At 53.1% G+C, this 16,680-nt stretch carries 18 protein-coding genes and 2 pseudogenes; 6 read left to right on the top strand and 14 right to left on the bottom strand.

What is annotated here, in order from left to right:
• Positions 1–3: 3 nt before the first annotated feature.
• The 7 genes and pseudogenes from QPL98_RS13960 to QPL98_RS13930 form a co-directional block, all read right to left on the bottom strand.
• Complete coding sequence (locus tag QPL98_RS13960) at positions 4–690, bottom strand: urease subunit beta (RefSeq protein WP_035232433.1); 687 nt, start codon at positions 688–690, stop codon at positions 4–6.
• A 79-nt stretch (positions 691–769) separates the two neighbouring features.
• Positions 770–1,477 (bottom strand): ABC transporter ATP-binding protein, encoded by a 708-nt coding sequence (locus tag QPL98_RS13955; RefSeq protein ID WP_303293463.1) that lies wholly within the window; start codon positions 1,475–1,477, stop codon positions 770–772.
• Positions 1,474–3,267: an ATP-binding cassette domain-containing protein gene (locus tag QPL98_RS13950; RefSeq protein WP_303293462.1), complete on the bottom strand. Its 1,794-nt coding sequence runs from the start codon at positions 3,265–3,267 to the stop codon at positions 1,474–1,476. The genes QPL98_RS13955 and QPL98_RS13950 overlap by 4 nt, the downstream gene beginning before the upstream one ends.
• Positions 3,260–4,096, bottom strand: a complete 837-nt coding sequence (locus tag QPL98_RS13945; protein ID WP_303293461.1) for a branched-chain amino acid ABC transporter permease — start codon at positions 4,094–4,096, stop codon at positions 3,260–3,262. Before QPL98_RS13945 ends, QPL98_RS13950 begins: the two co-directional genes overlap by 8 nt.
• Positions 4,097–4,159: 63 nt before the next feature.
• Complete coding sequence (locus QPL98_RS13940) at positions 4,160–5,311, bottom strand: substrate-binding protein (protein WP_303293460.1); 1,152 nt, start codon at positions 5,309–5,311, stop codon at positions 4,160–4,162.
• An 11-nt stretch (positions 5,312–5,322) separates the two neighbouring features.
• The gene (locus QPL98_RS13935; RefSeq protein ID WP_303293459.1) at positions 5,323–6,249 is read right to left on the bottom strand and encodes a nitrilase family protein; all 927 of its coding nucleotides are present in this window, start codon (positions 6,247–6,249) and stop codon (positions 5,323–5,325) included.
• Positions 6,250–6,570: 321 nt separating this feature from the next.
• Positions 6,571–7,161, bottom strand: a pseudogene (locus QPL98_RS13930) (IS3 family transposase); the annotation flags it as partial.
• A 17-nt stretch (positions 7,162–7,178) separates the two neighbouring features.
• Between QPL98_RS13930 and QPL98_RS13925 the strand changes: the two are divergent.
• Complete coding sequence (locus QPL98_RS13925; RefSeq protein ID WP_303293458.1) at positions 7,179–7,415, top strand: hypothetical protein; 237 nt, start codon at positions 7,179–7,181, stop codon at positions 7,413–7,415.
• A gap of 12 nt (positions 7,416–7,427) precedes the next feature.
• Positions 7,428–7,751 (top strand): annotated as a pseudogene (locus QPL98_RS13920) (M48 family metallopeptidase); the annotation flags it as partial.
• Positions 7,752–8,075: 324 nt separating this feature from the next.
• On the opposite strand, the gene QPL98_RS13915 reads toward QPL98_RS13920, so the two are convergent.
• The 5 genes from QPL98_RS13915 to QPL98_RS13895 form a co-directional block, all read right to left on the bottom strand.
• A complete protein-coding gene (locus QPL98_RS13915) occupies positions 8,076–8,459 on the bottom strand; it encodes an ureidoglycolate lyase (protein ID WP_303293457.1) in 384 nt (127 codons plus the stop codon).
• An 84-nt stretch (positions 8,460–8,543) separates the two neighbouring features.
• The gene (locus QPL98_RS13910; protein WP_303293456.1) at positions 8,544–9,551 is read right to left on the bottom strand and encodes a YafY family protein; all 1,008 of its coding nucleotides are present in this window, start codon (positions 9,549–9,551) and stop codon (positions 8,544–8,546) included.
• An 81-nt stretch (positions 9,552–9,632) separates the two neighbouring features.
• Positions 9,633–10,301, bottom strand: coding sequence for an SOS response-associated peptidase (locus QPL98_RS13905; RefSeq protein ID WP_303293455.1), 669 nt, complete (start codon positions 10,299–10,301; stop codon positions 9,633–9,635).
• Positions 10,302–10,678: 377 nt separating this feature from the next.
• Positions 10,679–11,263, bottom strand: coding sequence for a hypothetical protein (locus QPL98_RS13900; RefSeq protein WP_303293454.1), 585 nt, complete (start codon positions 11,261–11,263; stop codon positions 10,679–10,681).
• A 48-nt stretch (positions 11,264–11,311) separates the two neighbouring features.
• Positions 11,312–11,851, bottom strand: a complete 540-nt coding sequence (locus QPL98_RS13895) for a porin family protein (RefSeq protein WP_303293453.1) — start codon at positions 11,849–11,851, stop codon at positions 11,312–11,314.
• A gap of 265 nt (positions 11,852–12,116) precedes the next feature.
• Here QPL98_RS13895 and QPL98_RS13890 point away from each other — a divergent pair, with 265 nt between their 5' ends.
• The 3 genes from QPL98_RS13890 to QPL98_RS13885 are packed head-to-tail and all read left to right on the top strand — an operon-like array spanning position 12,117 to position 14,580.
• A complete protein-coding gene (locus QPL98_RS13890; protein ID WP_303293452.1) occupies positions 12,117–13,643 on the top strand; it encodes a fused MFS/spermidine synthase in 1,527 nt (508 codons plus the stop codon).
• A gap of 2 nt (positions 13,644–13,645) precedes the next feature.
• Positions 13,646–14,074: a CFI-box-CTERM domain-containing protein gene (locus tag QPL98_RS19465; RefSeq protein ID WP_368389059.1), complete on the top strand. Its 429-nt coding sequence runs from the start codon at positions 13,646–13,648 to the stop codon at positions 14,072–14,074.
• A complete protein-coding gene (locus QPL98_RS13885; protein ID WP_303293451.1) occupies positions 14,071–14,580 on the top strand; it encodes a PD-(D/E)XK nuclease family protein in 510 nt (169 codons plus the stop codon). The genes QPL98_RS19465 and QPL98_RS13885 overlap by 4 nt, the downstream gene beginning before the upstream one ends.
• 72 nt (positions 14,581–14,652) lie before the next feature.
• Here QPL98_RS13885 and QPL98_RS13880 read toward each other — a convergent pair whose 3' ends face one another.
• Both QPL98_RS13880 and QPL98_RS13875 read right to left on the bottom strand, forming a co-directional pair.
• On the bottom strand, positions 14,653–15,651 hold the full coding sequence (locus QPL98_RS13880; protein ID WP_072678457.1) for a formamidase: 999 nt from the start codon (positions 15,649–15,651) through the stop codon (positions 14,653–14,655).
• A 68-nt stretch (positions 15,652–15,719) separates the two neighbouring features.
• Positions 15,720–16,424: a GntR family transcriptional regulator gene (locus tag QPL98_RS13875; protein WP_303293450.1), complete on the bottom strand. Its 705-nt coding sequence runs from the start codon at positions 16,422–16,424 to the stop codon at positions 15,720–15,722.
• On the opposite strand from QPL98_RS13875, the gene QPL98_RS13870 reads away from it, so the two are divergent.
• Entirely contained in the window at positions 16,423–16,572 is a 150-nt protein-coding gene (locus tag QPL98_RS13870; protein ID WP_303293449.1) for a hypothetical protein, read from the top strand. The two genes, QPL98_RS13875 and QPL98_RS13870, sit on opposite strands and share 2 nt — an antisense overlap.
• Positions 16,573–16,680: the final 108 nt, after the last annotated feature.

Below are 16,680 nucleotides of genomic sequence, written 5' to 3'. Positions count from 1 at the left end.
ACACTACTCCTGCAAGAAGTCTGATAGTCGGGATTTTGCGGCGGAATAGACGTTTGGGTCGTCCAGAGAGCCGTTAACCAAACCTGCAAGGCCGTTTACAATTCTGGCTCCGCCAATTGCCACTAGGTTGACCTCCCGCAGGTCCCCTGGCTCAAAGCGCAGTGTTGTTCCAGCAGGGATATCGAGGCGAAATCCGTATGCGGCCGTACGATCGAAATATAGCGCTGGGTTGACTTCGAAGAAGTGATAATGCGAACCAACTTGGACGGGGCGGTCAGCTTTGCTTTGGACCCTTAAGCTCGTCGTATCGCGCCCGCTGTTTACCTCTACTGGTGCTTTACCAAGCTTCCATCGCGGGTTGAGGGGTACCATAAGATCCGACGTTCCCGGCCCGATCGGATCATGGACGCAAACGAGTTTCTGCCCATCTGGAAAAAATGCCTCAACCATAACGACGTCGATCCGCTCAGCAACGCCCGGCATCACATCATCTTCGGTTAACAGGCTTGCTCCTAAGGAAACCATGTCAGAAACGGTTCCCCCTTTACGCGCACCTTCACAGATAGCGTCGGCGATCATAGCCCGGGCTTCAGGCTCACTGACAGAAAGTCCTTTTTTATGACGAGACCTCGCAAGCTCTGCTGCCTGGTGCAACAGAAGCCGATCAATTTCGCGCGGAAAAAGCCGCATTACTTACCTCCTAACAATTGCGCATGATCTGTTCACTACTGACCTTGCACTTGAAATGGGCGACCACACCCGCGCCTGTTTAGACCGCTAGATGAGCCGACAACTGATCGCTTGTTACTTGGCTATCCACTACCCCTTGGTCAACTATCTCGCCGAGCTTCAGGATCATGAAGCGGTTCGCAATGCTTAAAGCAAAGTCCAGGTGCTGTTCCACGAGCAGTACGGAAATACCTAGGTCATCACGTGCCTTGACCAATACTTCTGCCATACGGTCAACCATTGCGGGTTGGAGGCCTTCCGTTATCTCATCGATAAGCATCAATCTCGGGTGTGAAATTAGGCCTCGACACATCAACAACATCTTTTGCTCACCTCCAGAAAGAGTGCCGGCCCGCTGTTTCATCCGTTCAAGGATACGAGGGAAGAGTGACTCGATTGTTGGCAGGCGCTCCCTGAAGAGGCGGTCCGAATTGACCCCAAGCCGTAAGTTATCTTCGACTGATAGGTCAGGGAATAAGGTGTTTTCCTGTGGAATATGAGCAACGCCAGATCGCGCCATCATATGCGGGGGGGTCTGCGTAACGTCCTTATCTCTTAAGATTACTTGTCCGCCAAAAGGACTAACAAAGCCCATAATAGTCTTGAGAAGAGTAGACTTGCCCATACCGTTCTTTCCCAGTACTGCCAAGATCTCACCCTGTTTTATATCCAGCGAAACGTCCCTCACCACGGCAGCTGAACCGTACCCGCTTGTAATATCGCTTAGTGTTAGGATCGCATCGCTCATGCCGATTCATCCTCTTTGTGGCCCGCGTACACGGCCTTGACCAAGTCAGACGCGACGACCTCTTCTACAGTACCCTCCATCAGGATTGCCCCTTGATGAAGAACGACAACGCGATCACTAATCGCTCTAACAAAGTCGAGGTCATGTTCGATAAGAACGATGCAAAGACCGAAGTCCCGTGTCAGTTTTGTCAGGACACTACCTATAGCCATGCGCTCTGGTCTTGTTAGCCCTGCCGTAGGCTCATCGAGCAGAAGTACCGACGGTTCAGTTGCCAAAACCATCGCTAGCTCCAGGCCACGCTTCATCCCATGGGAAAGGTTCTTAGTTTCTTCGGAAAGTTTTTTGTCTAGGCCTGTTGCTTGCAGAATGTCCAGTGATGGCTGAGGTAGGGCGACAGTGTCGCTACGACTGAAGAGACTGGCGCCATCAATCCGGTAACGAGCCAGCTTAAGACATTCCGAAACGGTTAGTGTCTCGAATAGATTGGTGTTCTGAAAACTTCTGCCCACGCCCAGACCCACTACTTGCTGAGGTGAACTGTGCGCTATCTCGACATTGTTGATGTAAAGCGTCCCGGTCGTTCTTTCTTTTCCGTCGCTGATGCAGCGCATCAAAGTAGTCTTCCCCGCACCATTGGGACCAATAATACCCAGCAGTTCGGTACCCTTTCCTATGAGGTTCACATCCCTTAAGACCTCTAAACTACCGTACCGACGTGAGAGCCCTACTATTCTTAAGGGTGGTGCATCTCCGAAAGATCCCTGCAACATTCTGGTCCCCGGTGCTTTAACAACGCTGGCCTCAAAATCAATGGCATTTCGTTGCGGACGGAGGCGATTCCATAGGCCGCTGATAAGGGGTGCGAGACCACGGGGTAACGCAACTATAACCCCTACGAAAGCTATGCCGGTGAGCAGTTTCCAGAAGAAGGGCATTGCCCCTGAAAGCCAGGAAGACATGGTATCAATACCGATGGCCGCGAAAACGGGGCCAAGCAAGGTCGCCCTCCCTCCTAAAGCAGTCCAGATTAAAAGCTCGGTACCAAGCTGAAAACCCGCTAGCTCTGGCGCAACAACATTTGAGAACGCTGCGTACGCAAACCCGGCAACTGAGGCTACCATTGCCGCAGCCACCATCAGCATCGTTTTGATACGCGATACAGGTATGCCCAAGTATGCGCTGCGGTCCTCGTTCTCACGGATAGCAATAAGTACACGACCGAAGTCGCTACGAACCAGCAACCATCCTGCGGTAGTGGTTAGTACAAGAAAACACCCAGCTATCCAGAACCAAACTTCCAGGCTCCAGAAATACGTCGGAAAGCCCGAAAGTCCGCTGGACGATCCAGTGTAGCTACCGCCGGAATATATGACCTGAGTGAGAACGATAGGTAATGCGAGGGTTATAATAGACGCATAAATAGGTGACGAACCGTGGAAAAAGGCCAACCATCCCGTACCAGCTGCCACGACTGCCGCTGAACCCAATGCCAAAGCTAGGCCACCTAGAGCCCAGCCAGGCCCGAATCCGTAGTGAGTAAATACAAGGCCACATGCATACGCGCCTATACCAAAAAAGGCGGATTGGCCAAACGTCAGAATACCTGTATATCCCCAGAGTATATCCACCGTCATAACCACGGCAGCAAGAAGCAATGTCCTAATGAGGATGTTGGTAAAGTAAGTGTCAAGAAACAAAGGCGCGATGGCTACTGTACACAGCCCAACCAGACACCCAATAAGGGCTGTGCGATGAGTACGAGATAGCGTAATTTCTTTTCTAAGCACGACTAAACCCCTTCGGATTTAAACGGAGAATCATTGCTGCAAGAACCACGATTGTCATACCTCCGAGAATAGGGCTGATGAAAGTACTGATGAGCACTTGAGTTCCCCCCAGAACTAGCGAGGCAAGCAGAAGGCTTGGGAAAGAGACTCCCGATATCAGAACCAGCATGAAGCTGTTGACCAGCCAAGGTAGTCCCATATTGGGATCAACCGATAGTAACGGCGTTATCAGGGCGCCAGCAGCACAAGCCAATCCCGCACCTAAGCCAAAAGTGATGGCGCGGACCCTGGTGCTATCAATGCCCAAACCGCGGGCGAGATCCTCATTGACAATCACAGCCCGAGCATTGAGGCCAAAACGTGTCAGACTAAGTAATCCTATTAAGGCAATTGCGAGCAGTACGGCGATAACGCTAACTGCTAATCGGTACGCGGAATATTCAATCCCGAGAACCTCAATAGTTCCCGATAATGGGGATGGGGCAAACTGAACGCCGCGTCCAAAGGTCAGCGCAAATATCTGACTAATTACAATACCTAGCCCCCAAGTGGCGAGGATGGCATCAAGCGGTCGGCTATAAAGTGGCCTTATGATGGTGCGTTCGACAACCAATCCAAAAGCAACTCCAACGATCCCGGCGAGTGGCACGGAAAACCATGGGCTTATACCCGCAGCACCAGTTAGATAAGCAGCATATCCGCCGGCAGTAAGAAACGCGCCGTGGGCGAAGTTCAAAAGCTTCATTACCCCAAGGATGATCATAAGTCCGCTTGCGACTACAAATAGAATTCCGGCTGTCGTCAGAATGTCGAAGGTGACGCTACCCACATTGAACCTCTTACCAGTAGAGGGCGCGGATCTAAATATATAAGACCGCGCGCCACAAGCTAATTAGTCGGCGAATTGCGGGCACTGTTCGCCCGGGTCAACGTTCTTAAAAGACTTCACGACCTCGACGGAACCATCGCTTGCCACTTTACCAAGGTACATAGTTAGGGCGGCATGCCGTTGTTTATCCATCTTTATTGCCCCTCTTGGACCCTCGACAGTTACCTCGGAGAGGGCGTCTATGACTGCGGATGGTTCAGTAGATCCAGCCTTCTCGACAGCGGCAGCGTATGCGTATATCCCGTCGTACAGAGGAACAGACAGCTCATGAGGTGTCTCCGCATCATCGCCAAACTTATCCTTTATAGCTTGAAGAAACTCTCTGTTGGCTGGTGTGTCCAAGCTTGATATATAAGACGCTGCTAAATAGACTCCTTCCGCGTTCCCGCCCATGCTTTTTGCAGTGCCCTCGTCGATCGCATAGTTCCCGTATGGAATATCCACTCCTGCTGACCGGAGCTGCCGCGTGAGTGTCACATTAGGAGCACCACCCGATGTAGAAGTAATCAATGCATCAGGATTTGCCGAACGCAACTGCGAAATGATTGCTGTCCAATCGGAGCCTTCGATGGGCAGATAGGATTCACCGACGACGGTTCCCCCTTTGCTCTCCACATACTCACGCGTAAATTTAAGCATTCCCCGACCGAAGGCATAGTCACTGCCAATCAGGAAAAACTTTTTAGCGTCATATTCAGACATAAACTGATCTACGATAGGTTCTACCTGTTGCTCCGGAACCCAGGCATTTATATACATCCATGGCGAGCAGGAACGACCCTCATAGAAGGATGTATAGATGAGAGGAACTCTGCCACGGTTTACAATTGGCAGGCCTGCATTTCGAGCCGCCGTAGTCTCCATTGCGACAATGCCGTCGACCTCTTTTTGATAGATCAAGCTATCGTATGCTCGCTGGGCGCCCTGAGCACCGGAACCATCATCAGCAATCTCGAGCTGCAAAGGTCGGCCTATTACTCCTCCTTTGGCATTAATTTCGGCGACCGCCAACTCAGCCGCCTGAACCATGGATGGCGCGACAACGCTATTGGCTCCGCTCAGTCCAACAGGAATTCCAATCTTTATCGGATCGGCGGCGTAAGCAGAAATATTCAAGCAAATCCCAAGACCGAAAACTAAACTTTTTAATCTCATGGTTTCTCCTTTTATAAATGGACAGTATCTTTTCTTGCTTTAATGTCTAAACCTTCGAATTCGGAATAAACGTCGGTTCTCCTATCATTCAAAAGATGATTAAAACGGTTGGGGGATAAGTATTGGATAGCCGACCCAATATCTGCATTACCAATTACTATTTCTTCTTTATAGCCACTTGCAGGTCCAGCCATCGGCCAGCCTGTGTGGTCAATGATTAGACTGTTCCCTAGAAATTCCTGACCACGCTCTATCCCTACCCTGTCCGCACAAGCGATAACAAGGCAATTACTATAGGCCGCGGCCTGATGTAGCACTGTAGCCATGGGTTTTTGGTCTAATTGCCAACCCGGAAGCGGTACCCAATTAGTGGGAATACAGACTATATCTGCCCCCTGAAGCGCTGCCATTCGAAAGGTTTCAGGGAACCAGCCGTCATAGCATATCGCTACACTTAGCCGACCAAACGGCGTTTCAAATACAGGGGCACCAAGGTCACCTGGCTCAAAGACGATATTTTCGTCTCCCCATAGGTGCAGCTTTCGATAAACACCTAAGACTCCATAGCGGTCAATAATGACTGCGCTGTTATAAATGTTTTTGCCTTCAAGCTCTGCAATTCCTGCAATGAGGACAACATCTAATCGTTTTGCGACTTCGCTCCATGCTTTAGTAGTGGTTCCATCTGAGATCGTCTCGGCAAGCTCTGTTGCTTCAGATTTAGATTTAAAAACATACCCTGTACTGCAAAGCTCGGGCAGAACAATTATGCGAGCGCCTTCTTTTGTGGCTTGCTCTATTAGTTCAATACTCCGACGTACATTAAGTGAGACATCGCCAAATACCGGCTCGAATTGAATACAGGCAATCTTCACCTGTCTCTTCTTATCTTCACTTCTTCGTTCTGTTGAGTTTAATGTTGTTTGATTCTGAGACATCGGATAGCTGATTCCCTCTCTCCCCAATAATAGAAAGTCGGCATAAAGCCCTTATCACTGCCGTACGCAAAGTGGTCCTAATCTCGCTATTCCAGACAGCTGTAGGAATAAAGATAAGTTGCGCAGATTTCTAGCAAAGGACGGGCCAAGTCGGGAAAAGCTCTGTTTTTCAGCGCTAGCTCACTTGGGATCGCGGTGTGCACACTTGCGTGTTTTTCTAAAACTAAACCAAGGCACACTCAAAAATGCTCCATAATTGAGCGCACCCGCACCAAACCAGCTCACTATGGTAACAATGGCAGGCCTGACCCTGACCCCGTATTAGGCCCATCCGGAGTTGGAAAAATCCGGCTCCAGTTGCTTCTGTTTTCCTCGTGAAACCGCATGTTTTCTGGCGTAGTCAGACGGCGTGGACCACGTAAATGCAGAATGGGGTCGGACTTGAGTATAGAACGTCCGCCACGCTTCGATTTTCTCCCTGGCGTCGGCCAGTGACAAGAACCAGTTTTCGGTGAGGCACTCCTGTCGCAGCCGTCCATTGAACGATTCTACCGTTGCGTTGTCGGTAGGTTTTCCGGGCCGTGAGAAGTCGATTTCGATGTCCCGCTCATACGCCCAGCGATCCATGACCTTGCCGGCGAACTCCGACCCGTTGTCGGTCTTAAGAACGTCCGGGTTGCCCCGGAAGCGCGCAATCGCCGTCAAGGCTTCCTGAACATCATGGCTCTTCAGGCTCTGTCCAACCACGATGCCGAGGCACTCCCGGGTGAACAGATCAATGATCGTCAGCAGGCGCAGTCGCCGACCATCGAACAGCGCGTCTGAAACAAAATCCATGCCCCAGATGTGATTGGGATGGTTGGCCTGCTGTAGCGGCTGTCGGTTCTTGGCCGCCTTGTTGCGCCTAGCCCGGCCCGCCTTCGAACAAATTGTTCGATAAAGGTATCGGGGCTATCGGCCGGAAAGATCTCGCCGAGCGCCACCGGGATGTCCGGCCGCGACAATGGGTGAGCGGCGAGAGCATGCTGTATCTGGGCCGGCGGTATGTGCTGAAGGTCATCCAGGCCCCGGAGCAGCGCAAGGTTACCTGCAAACTGATTGGCGGCCAGCTGCGCGTGCAGGGCAAGGAGCTGAGTGCGGATCGGATACAGAAAGCCGTGCGCTAGTGGTACCGGGATCGCGCCCTGGAGGTGTTCCAGCGCAGGCTCGACCTGATGGTTGAGAGTCTGCCCTGGACAACGACGGCACCGACCTGGCGCATGGTGGAGATGCAAACCCAGTGGGGGAGCTGCTCACCGGAAGGGGCCATCCTGCTGAACCCTCACCTGATCAAAGCCCCGATCTGTGCCATCGACTACGTGCTGCTGCACGAGCTGTGTCATCTGGTGGAGCATAACCACAGCCCGCGCTTTTATGGGCTACTGGATCGGTTTATGCCGGATTGGCGGTCGGTGAAGGAAAGGCTGGATGGTCAGGCAGATTCAATTTTGACTAGAATCTAAAGTCAAAAATTGGTTGTAGTGCTCTTGGAGAAATTGTCTGGTTTTGAGGTAGAACACAATCTCCTTGAACACCTATGATTCCTTTTTGATAGGCGTTAGTTGCTCATCGTTTTTTGCAGGAAGATTGGATCGGAGCTTTTCCAATTCCTGCTAATGTCTATGCCGGTGATTGTCCAAAAGCCGAGTAGCCCCCAATCTTTCCAGCCAGCATTAAAAGCGACGATTAAGAATCCTGCCCCTCCCAGCGAGCCCTGGATCGTTGAGCTGACTCGAACGATCATTGACGTCTACGACTCCCAATGAGGATATCGATCAAGCGTTCGATCAATCCAGAGTGATGAGCGCCTCAACTGGTTGCTCATCACAGTTATGCCCTGGCCCACCCCTGTCAACAACGAGAAACTCACCCTCGCACTCCAGCACCGAATGCACCGCATGCCAGGTGCCTGCGCGATAATTAATACCCTGACGTCCGTCGGTTACGAACGCGCGTACGGAGTCGGGATCAATACCGTCACCCGGCGGAGCCACAACAACCAGAAAACGCTCACCGTGCATGGGGATGAACGCCTGGCTTCCCAATGGATGCCTCTCCAGGCAGTCAACCTGCAATGGAACCTGAACCCGCTGGCTTGCGAAGATACTGATCATGGGCCGTCCACCCTCACCCAGTATCTCAACACTTGCCAGGTCGTGGTGGCAGCACATCCAGACAGGTGTGTATTGGCAGAGGTTACTTTTTGGTAGCTATAGTTGCCTTGAGCAGCGGCCAGTTCTCCGGGATTTTCTGGCCTATTGAGTTTTGGCCTGCCGCGTCCGCTTCAGCCCCTGCTTAAGCGTGTCTTCAATCTCTTCCCGCAACCACGTCGGTTCCAAAATATCGCAATGCAGCGCTTGAGCGGTGAGCCACCAGCGCAAGTCCTGGGTGTCGCCCACGGTGACGGCCATTTCGAAGGTCTGGTCATCAATCTCGGTGGTGATCTGATCAAATCCCAGTGGCGATTCAATCAGGTGATTCAGCACCGGTTTGTCGCAGCGCAACTTCAGATACACCGGCTCATCGGACTTCAGAATGCCCATGGCGCCAGAGTGGATGTACAAATCCAGATCAAAATCTTCCGGGCGCTCGATGAGCTCTTCCACCACTTCACCGGCCGTCGCCCTGTGCAGCACCAGCTGACGAACCCCTTCCCTGCCTTCGATAGTGCCGATCAGGTACACATTCGGGTCCCGGATTATCAGCCCGAACGGATGCACCACAATCTCTTCCGGTTCCGGCCAGCTGCGAGCCTGGTAGGTAAGTTTGCACTGGTACTCCCGAAGCAAGGCTTCGGTGACCGCTTCCAGAACATCGGCATCAACGGGCGGGCGCGCACCTCCTAATCCCCGATTGATCACCCTGACCCGGTCTGGCCATTGGCCCAGGGGGTTCTTTTCACGCAACAGCGTGCGGTGGGCTTCATCGAAGTGAGGCTTTAAGTGGGACAGTGCCCTTGGGGGCAGCATTGGTGAGAGGTAGGCCTTCGCCAGTTCAAAGGTCAGGGCTGCCGGCAGATCCAGGGCCGGTATGATGTCCATGGTGGCCTTGCGGTCGAACGACCAGCGGTAAGGTCTGGAGTTCTCGTCTACCTGCAGGGGGAAATCCGCGCTCAGCTTTTCCAAATCCCGCTGGATCGAGCGCATGGTTACCGAAAAGCCCTGCTCTTCCAGGCGGCTCGCCAGTTCGGTGGTGGTGATGGATCTTGGGTGCCGGGGCACCATCCGGAGCATGGTGAGGTAGCGAACGGCCGTGCTGGACATAGCGGGATCCTTGTCGTGTTGGTTCTTTCGTGCGACTGGTTATGTCGCGTTACTGTAGCCAACAATTGCGGATCTAACCACTTATATATCGGCGGGAATGAGCTCTATCTCTCCTGTAAGCTCCAACAGTTTGGTACTCCGCACCGGCTCGCACACCAACGGTGCAGAAATATGCGTTCGCATCAGCCCCCGAAACGCATCCGTCTCATGAAACTCCGGATCCAGCCACAGATCAAACTCCTCTGGCCGCAGCATTAGCGGAATGCTTTTCGGGTGGATATGGCTGAACCTCGAGTGCGGCGGCAGTGTGATGACGGTGAAGGAATTCACCTGCTCGTCCCCGAAATGCCAGGACTGCCATAGCCCCGCCAGTGCCGTGGCTTCATTCTGCGGGTGAATGTTGTAAACCTGCTTACCTTTCCATTCGTGAAATGCGCTGACCGGGATAATGCAACGCTTGGTCGGATACACCTTTTTCCATAACGGACTGCTGGCCAGCCGATCGCCGCGGGCATTGAAGGTGTGGAATTTCGGGTTGGGCCGGAAGCCATAGCCGTTCGGGTTTGGCTCGATCAATAGCGACCAGATACCTGGTAGCAGATACCGGTCATCCGCCGCTTCTATGACAAACTCGCCGATTCCGCCCGGTGGGACGTTGTGCTGGGGTCTGGGTGCAATGCCAGACAGCCCCAATTGTTCCATCAGCGTTTGGACTTCCGGAGAGTCGGTTACGTTGTAACGTCCGCACATAACTGAATCCTTGCCCGACCTATCTCAGGCAGTGTAGCCAAAATCCAAGGGCGCTCTAGGCCCAGGCTTGAGGCGAATTCGCAGTTACCAGGCATAGTGCAGGACATGCTTACCTCGTACACTGTTCTAATGTACAGTATTTTGGCGAGACAACACGAGCGGATCAACCCATCGCCGGACACAATGTCCTATACTCGGACTAATGCAGCTGCCTAGAAGGCGGGAGAAGTCTGTATGAAAAGCGTGATACTGATGTTTGTTGGTGGCTTGGTCGGCGGCCTGATCGGACCGGTGACAGCGTTGGTCGGTGTGGCAGCCGGCTACGTGGTAGGCCGCGCCCTGACGCACTCAGGAGTTACCCGGAAGCCTGCTGAGAATCAAGCTCCCTGTCGGTGAGGCCTCAATATAAACCGTATTTCCTGATCCTTTTGGCGTAACAGGTGACCTCGGGGGCAGCTCCAGATATCTGTCCACCAGAAATAGGCCCTGCCGGCCTGGACTTCGTTTGCCTTCGTGATCGCAACGTCTTGGACTTCATGGCCGCATTCCGGGCAATACACCGTAGCGGTTCCATCGGTCACCCAGTGATTAATCCGCTCTTCAACGAGGCCGAAATGGCCGCCCGGTAACCGACTCACCTTGCGGGTGTCGAAGGTCGAGTTCGCTAGCCAGATCGGCAGAGCCTCCCTCGCCGCTTGGGCACTGACGTTTTGAATCACCGTTCTCTCGGCGTCTTCCCTGGCCCAGGCCAACAACACTCTTGCAGGCACCGTCACATCGCAGAAAAAACCCTCTTCCTGGTCCTCGCTGGTGGCTACCAGTATTTGCCCCTCACATCTGGGAAGTTTCTCAAGATGCTCTTGAATCAAGACCTTCAGCTCGCTTTGGCGTTCTTCAGCGGCAAGCTGTCGGCGATACGCCCGGGAAAACAGTTTCTTCAGGTAGTGCGGCATGGGGTTCATAAAGTGTGTTGCTTACCGTTTCGTGGACGTCGACCAAGTCGGAGCTAATTAGAACGATACACCAAGCCCCACACTGACACCCTGCACCATATAATCAGATTTCCAGAGGTAGGTGCCATAATCCAGATAGGTATAGAGGTTCTCAGTAATGGCGAGATTAACAAAGGCGCCAAGAGATGGGCCACTATCGGAATCTTCGCCCCAATAGGGTCCGTAACTGAATTTCATTTTACCGGCCGTCGCACCACCGTAGACTCCGATCCGGTGGTTATTACCAATCTCACTCGAGAGTGTTAACAAAAGAGATCCGGCACCTTCCAGGCTGACATCCACGCCACCCAGGTCGTCCTCACCACCGGCTGCATAGCGCCCTTCGATACCGATCATATCGGTTATCTGGACTCCGAGCCTTCCCTGTAAACCCGCACCCACTGCGGCCCCTTCAACCTGATCGTTAACATAGATCCAGAGCATAGGGCCTGCACCAGCGTAGACATACGGCTCAAACGGATCATCCTGTCCCATTGCAGGGGTGTGGAGGCCGCATAGTGTGAGGGCGGCGGTACAAACGGCGAGCTTGTGAATCATACAAAGTCCTTGAGTTATCTATCACGACTCCTACAAGATAACGCAGTTACACGACAAGGAGCGTCGCAAGCCAAAAACCGGTTAAGCCTCAACCTCCCCAAAACCTCGCATACCGATTACGGCCAAGCTCCTCGCTTTGGTACATCGCGCTGTCAGCGCGGCTAACCGCTGCTGCAATATTCTTTCAATCCTACTTGATTGATCAAGACTGGGCGTACGTTAACGAGGGGCTGCGGAGAATCCCGTAGCCATCCAGAGCGGGTATATGAACCTGGATGTGGTGAGTTTGGGTTTCCTGGACAAGACCCTTTTCATCACTCCACCTGATCCCCCCGTTGATAAGCTCGCTGGCCAGAAACCTCAGGCAGGGCGAACAATGATCTCTAAGCAGCGTGTGGCTCTTATCCTCCTACTGGAGGGTCTCGCCAGTTCTGGCGTACAAATGGTCACTATCCGCCAGACGGTGGCGTTTGTCGGCAGTTCCGTGCTTTGCACCTCTATTATCATCAGTTGCTTTTTAGCGGCCCTGGCGCTTGGCTATTATCAGGGCGGGAAAACGGCACCTGAAAAATTTACCAGAGCCCTGTTGGTAAATCTCATTGTTGCCATCGGATTGTTCGGCATCGGTCTCTCCTACCCGTTTGTCAGCTGGTATTTTCTGACGGTCGCAGACATTACTGCGGGCATCCCGGGACTCCGCAATCCCCTGATCCATCTGCTGAGTTTCTGTGTGGTCATCATGGGACCACTGGTTTTCTTACTCGGACAGACAGTTCCCCTGCTACTCAACACAGCAGACCAAAACACTCGAAAAAGTGAAGCGGCCGGCAGCGCCACGGCTTTGAGCACAATCGGCAATGTTGTTGGCTGCCTGCTAACCTCTTTGGTGCTGATGTACTTTCTTGGCGTGGGCTATTCCATCGTCATTAATTGCGCAATACTGGCTATTTGCGCTGTATTGGTGATGAGTCCCGAGCGATCGCCCTTGAAATCCGCCCTGCTGGGCGTCGCCGCAATCTCACTCGCCATCACATTTGTTGCCAACGTGCGCATCCCGGGCCAGCTGTTTGCCGCGACCACCCCGTACAGCGATATTCATATTGCGCAGGATGCCGAAGGCAAGCGCTTAATCATCAACCGCAGCTCCGCCTCCTATATTGGCAGGGAGAATCGCGAAGGCTGGCCCTACATTGAGATGATGAAGCAGGCCATTTTTTCCGATGATGTGACCGGAAAGCACATCCTCGTGTTGGGCGCCGGCGGATTCACTTTGTCCGCAGAAATGACCGGTGGTGCGCGGTTTACCTACCTCGACATTGATCCAAAGCTGAAATCAGTGGTTGAGGAAAACTTTCTGGAGGAAAAGATTCAGGGGGACTTCGTTGCTCAAGATGCCCGAGCCTATTTGCTGACCAGTAAGCGGCAATGGGATGTCATCGTCGTGGATCTTTACACGAACGCCGCCACCATCCCGATGCATACGGCCACCTTTGAATTCTTTTCGCTCGTATCCGAACGCCTGTTACCTGACGGCAAAGCCATTCTGAATATCGCAGCCAACCCCAGGCTGACGGATCAGTATTCCCTGACTATGGATAACACGGTTCGCCGGGCGTTTTCCCGGTGCGTGACAGACATCACTGGCTACCGGGATGGACTGGAGAATCTCGTGTACCTATGCGGAAAGCCGTCCAGCAAAGACCCAGTTGCGGGTTTGTATCGAGATGATACAACCAGAGTAACGGTAGACGGATATTTGTCTGCACTGAATGGCACGACCGAGCAGGACTGAACATGGGGAAGAATCAGCCTCAACAACGAACAGAGTGGATTTCGGCTTCTGACGTCGGACGCACCGTTTTCTGCCCGCATTCTGTGGCGCTCAAATATCAGGGTGCCACGCCAACCAAGCAGGCTGTCCTGGCCCGGCAGCAGGGTGACTTAAAGCATGAGGCATTGAACCGGCAGGCTCGACAGGACAGGCGCTGCTACGTGGCGTCATATCTTTATGGCGTGGATGATCCACGAACCAATGTTCTCCGAAAGTTTCGAGATGACGCGATATTAAAGTGGCCCGGAGGAGCCCTGCTCGTCAGGCTCTATTATCGACTGTCCCCACTGGCCATTCACTTGAGCCAGTCATCGCCCAGGATTACAGGCATTTTGCGCTTCCTGGTGGATCGACTGGTGTGCTGGTGCTCCCGAAGAGGGAATCAGTCATGACAGGTTTTCTTGCCTCGGCACTGCTTTTATTCGCTATCGCAGTCGTCATTCTCTGGCACCGTCTCAAACGTTCAGATGCGCTTGGCATTGATGGCCGTTTAATCTGGGTCGACGACGGACGGCGTACCAAGCCGTTTTTTAACGCCAGGTACAAGGTGTTCGGCAAACCGGATCTGCTCTATCGCGTGAACGGCGGTGTTCTGGCGGTCGAATACAAAAGCCGGAATGGCCCGATCTTTGAGAGTGACATCGTGCAGGCAAAATGCGCCGCATTGTCCGCAAGGGGCGATCAGTACAAGGTCTCCAGAATCCTAGTCAAAACAGGACAGGCCGAGAAATACATTACCCTGCCCCGCTCTGACCATGCCCTATACAGGGAGATTGAATCCGCAACAATTCTGGCCAGAAAAGCAAAAAATGGCGAGGCGGTACCCTGTCTGCCGGCGCCCCGGAAATGCCGTTCCTGTGCCTACCGGAACAATTGCCTGGAATCTGTAACAGGGTGATCAAGAAACCGGACCTTCAATAGAGCCCGACCTAAGGGGGTCGGTACCATAACCGCCCCCCAACCAAACTAATCATGAATCAGGGGTGTACTCACGCTCCGGTGGTTCAAAGCCGAAGTCCCGACCATCCACCACCTTCACATCATTTTCCCAAGGCAGTTTGTATTCTCCACGAGCCATATCTTGCATGTACGTATAGGGGCAATCACGAGCACCGCCCTTCACGGCCACATATCCCCGGTGGCCTAACTGATAAATATTGTTCTCAACACCCCAGTGAAGGCGAGCCTCATCCACAAGATCCGGTCGAACTTCCGCGGTAATAATTTCATCAGCAAAGCCACTGCCCTCCACCATGGGTTTGCCATCGAAATTGACCACCATACCCTCCCCCATGGAATTGAAGGTGCCGTCAGTGCCGGCCAGGCAGACATTCGCTGTAACCATCAGATTGCAGAATGCATTAGCCTGATTGGTAATCCTCCAGGCATGACGGATGGGTGGCGTGTAGCCTGCAGTCCGTAGCATGATATTAGCCCCTTTGTAAGCGCACTCCCGGGCCACCTCCGGGAACATGCCATCATGACAGATGGCCAGCGCCAAGCGGCTGCCATTGGGGCCGTCGCACACCGGAATACCGAGATTACCCGGTTCCCAAGGCTCTACCGGGACCCAGGGATGTAGCTTGCGGTAAAACAGGCGGACTTCGCCCGTGTTATCAATAATCACACCGGTATTGTAGGGGTTGCCACCGGGGTTACGTTCCATGATGGAAAAGCAGCCCCAAATGTCATGCTCCCGGCAGGCATCACGGAAGGCGGCCATTTCCGGGCCGTCCCGATCACACATGATGTCGGAATCAGTTTTCATCGAGAGACCGTGCAGGCAGTATTCTGGAAAAACCACCAGATCCATAGCCGGCGACTGCCGGCGCGCCTTAGCCACTAGCTGACAGACGCGGAGGGTCTGTGCCTGCAGTTGTCCCGGAGTTGCAACTTCAGGCAGCTGAAGCTGCACCAGCCCGATCACCACTCCGTTCGGAGATTTGTTTAATCCACCTAGTCCACTCATTCGTCTATTACTCCTGTTTAATATGACAATGCAGGAAACGAATGAGCATGAAGCATGCCAATCGCGGTTTATTCGCTACTGGATTTTGCCGTCAGGGCCCGCTCTCGGCGGCGACTTTCCAGCTGAGCCAGCGTCACCTCCCGGCTCTTAGCCTGGCTTTCATGAATATGAGTCCTTAGCATGGTTGCAGCACCGTCCAGATCGTCGGCCAGGATACGCTGACAGATCTCATAATGCTCCTGATAGGTCTTTAGCACACTGTCCTCGTCCGGGAGGCCAAGACGTCGCACGATTCGGATATGATCATTAACGTCACGAAGATACTGCACCAGCACCGAGTTGCCGCAAAGCTCCGCCAATCGTATGTGGAACGACTCCTCGGCATCCTTGAACTCCTCTGACCCCTCCACACCGTACACGACGCGGCATGGATTCCAGTCCTCTGCCAGCTGCGCCACCTCCCTGTACGGAATGCGCTTCCCCATTAAAGAGAGTCCCTCCAGCTCCAAGCCAACCCTGGCATCGTAGTATTCAGCCAACTCAAATACATCAAGCTGCCGGATGTAGCACCCATGCTTAGGCCGGACGGTGAGATATCCTTCTACCGCCAACCGTTGAAGCGCCTCACGCACTGGGGTTCGACTGACTCCATAGCGCTGTGCCAACTCTGTTTCGGTGACGCGGCTTCCGGGATACAACTCCAGATTCATGATGCCTAGGCGGAGTTTCTGGTAGATACGGTCGGCAGTCCATTTCCCAGGAGCTTCAGTCATGATTCGTTCCTTCTCTTTTGTTGCATACATCATTCAGCATCAACAAGAACATTTCAACGCCTACAAATCTTGCCCCTATGATTACCGCACCAAATTCGAGCATGAGCCAAACAAGCGCCCCATGTTAGCGCCTCAACATCCTGTTTAATTGTTATTTTTTTTGCAAAATTAAGGAGGGTGGCAATAACAACCCCAGCGCTACGGACCTTAATGACACATGGCATGATCCATGCTTTCTTGTATACAACAACGTCAT

This window comes from Marinobacter sp. ST-43 (genome assembly GCF_030541085.1).
Taxonomy (GTDB): domain Bacteria; phylum Pseudomonadota; class Gammaproteobacteria; order Pseudomonadales; family Oleiphilaceae; genus Marinobacter; species Marinobacter nauticus.
Note: the sequence above shows the minus strand (reverse complement) of the source record. Positions and strands in the feature narration are given on the sequence as shown.

Excerpts from the sequence above, each read along its gene's own strand:
- QPL98_RS13960 (WP_035232433.1), bottom strand. The coding sequence starts at position 690 with ATGCGGCTTTTTCCGCGCGAAATTGATCGGCTTCTGTTGCACCAGGCA.
- QPL98_RS13955 (WP_303293463.1), bottom strand. The coding sequence starts at position 1,477 with ATGAGCGATGCGATCCTAACACTAAGCGATATTACAAGCGGGTACGGT.
- QPL98_RS13940 (WP_303293460.1), bottom strand. The coding sequence starts at position 5,311 with ATGAGATTAAAAAGTTTAGTTTTCGGTCTTGGGATTTGCTTGAATATT.
- QPL98_RS13935 (WP_303293459.1), bottom strand. The coding sequence starts at position 6,249 with ATGTCTCAGAATCAAACAACATTAAACTCAACAGAACGAAGAAGTGAA.
- QPL98_RS13915 (WP_303293457.1), bottom strand. The coding sequence starts at position 8,459 with ATGTGCTGCCACCACGACCTGGCAAGTGTTGAGATACTGGGTGAGGGT.
- QPL98_RS13910 (WP_303293456.1), bottom strand. The coding sequence starts at position 9,551 with ATGTCCAGCACGGCCGTTCGCTACCTCACCATGCTCCGGATGGTGCCC.
- QPL98_RS13905 (WP_303293455.1), bottom strand. The coding sequence starts at position 10,301 with ATGTGCGGACGTTACAACGTAACCGACTCTCCGGAAGTCCAAACGCTG.
- QPL98_RS13900 (WP_303293454.1), bottom strand. The coding sequence starts at position 11,263 with ATGAACCCCATGCCGCACTACCTGAAGAAACTGTTTTCCCGGGCGTAT.
- QPL98_RS13895 (WP_303293453.1), bottom strand. The coding sequence starts at position 11,851 with ATGATTCACAAGCTCGCCGTTTGTACCGCCGCCCTCACACTATGCGGC.
- QPL98_RS13890 (WP_303293452.1), top strand. The coding sequence starts at position 12,117 with ATGAACCTGGATGTGGTGAGTTTGGGTTTCCTGGACAAGACCCTTTTC.
- QPL98_RS19465 (WP_368389059.1), top strand. The coding sequence starts at position 13,646 with ATGGGGAAGAATCAGCCTCAACAACGAACAGAGTGGATTTCGGCTTCT.
- QPL98_RS13885 (WP_303293451.1), top strand. The coding sequence starts at position 14,071 with ATGACAGGTTTTCTTGCCTCGGCACTGCTTTTATTCGCTATCGCAGTC.
- QPL98_RS13880 (WP_072678457.1), bottom strand. The coding sequence starts at position 15,651 with ATGAGTGGACTAGGTGGATTAAACAAATCTCCGAACGGAGTGGTGATC.
- QPL98_RS13870 (WP_303293449.1), top strand. The coding sequence starts at position 16,423 with ATGATTCGTTCCTTCTCTTTTGTTGCATACATCATTCAGCATCAACAA.
- QPL98_RS13875 (WP_303293450.1), bottom strand. The coding sequence starts at position 16,424 with ATGACTGAAGCTCCTGGGAAATGGACTGCCGACCGTATCTACCAGAAA.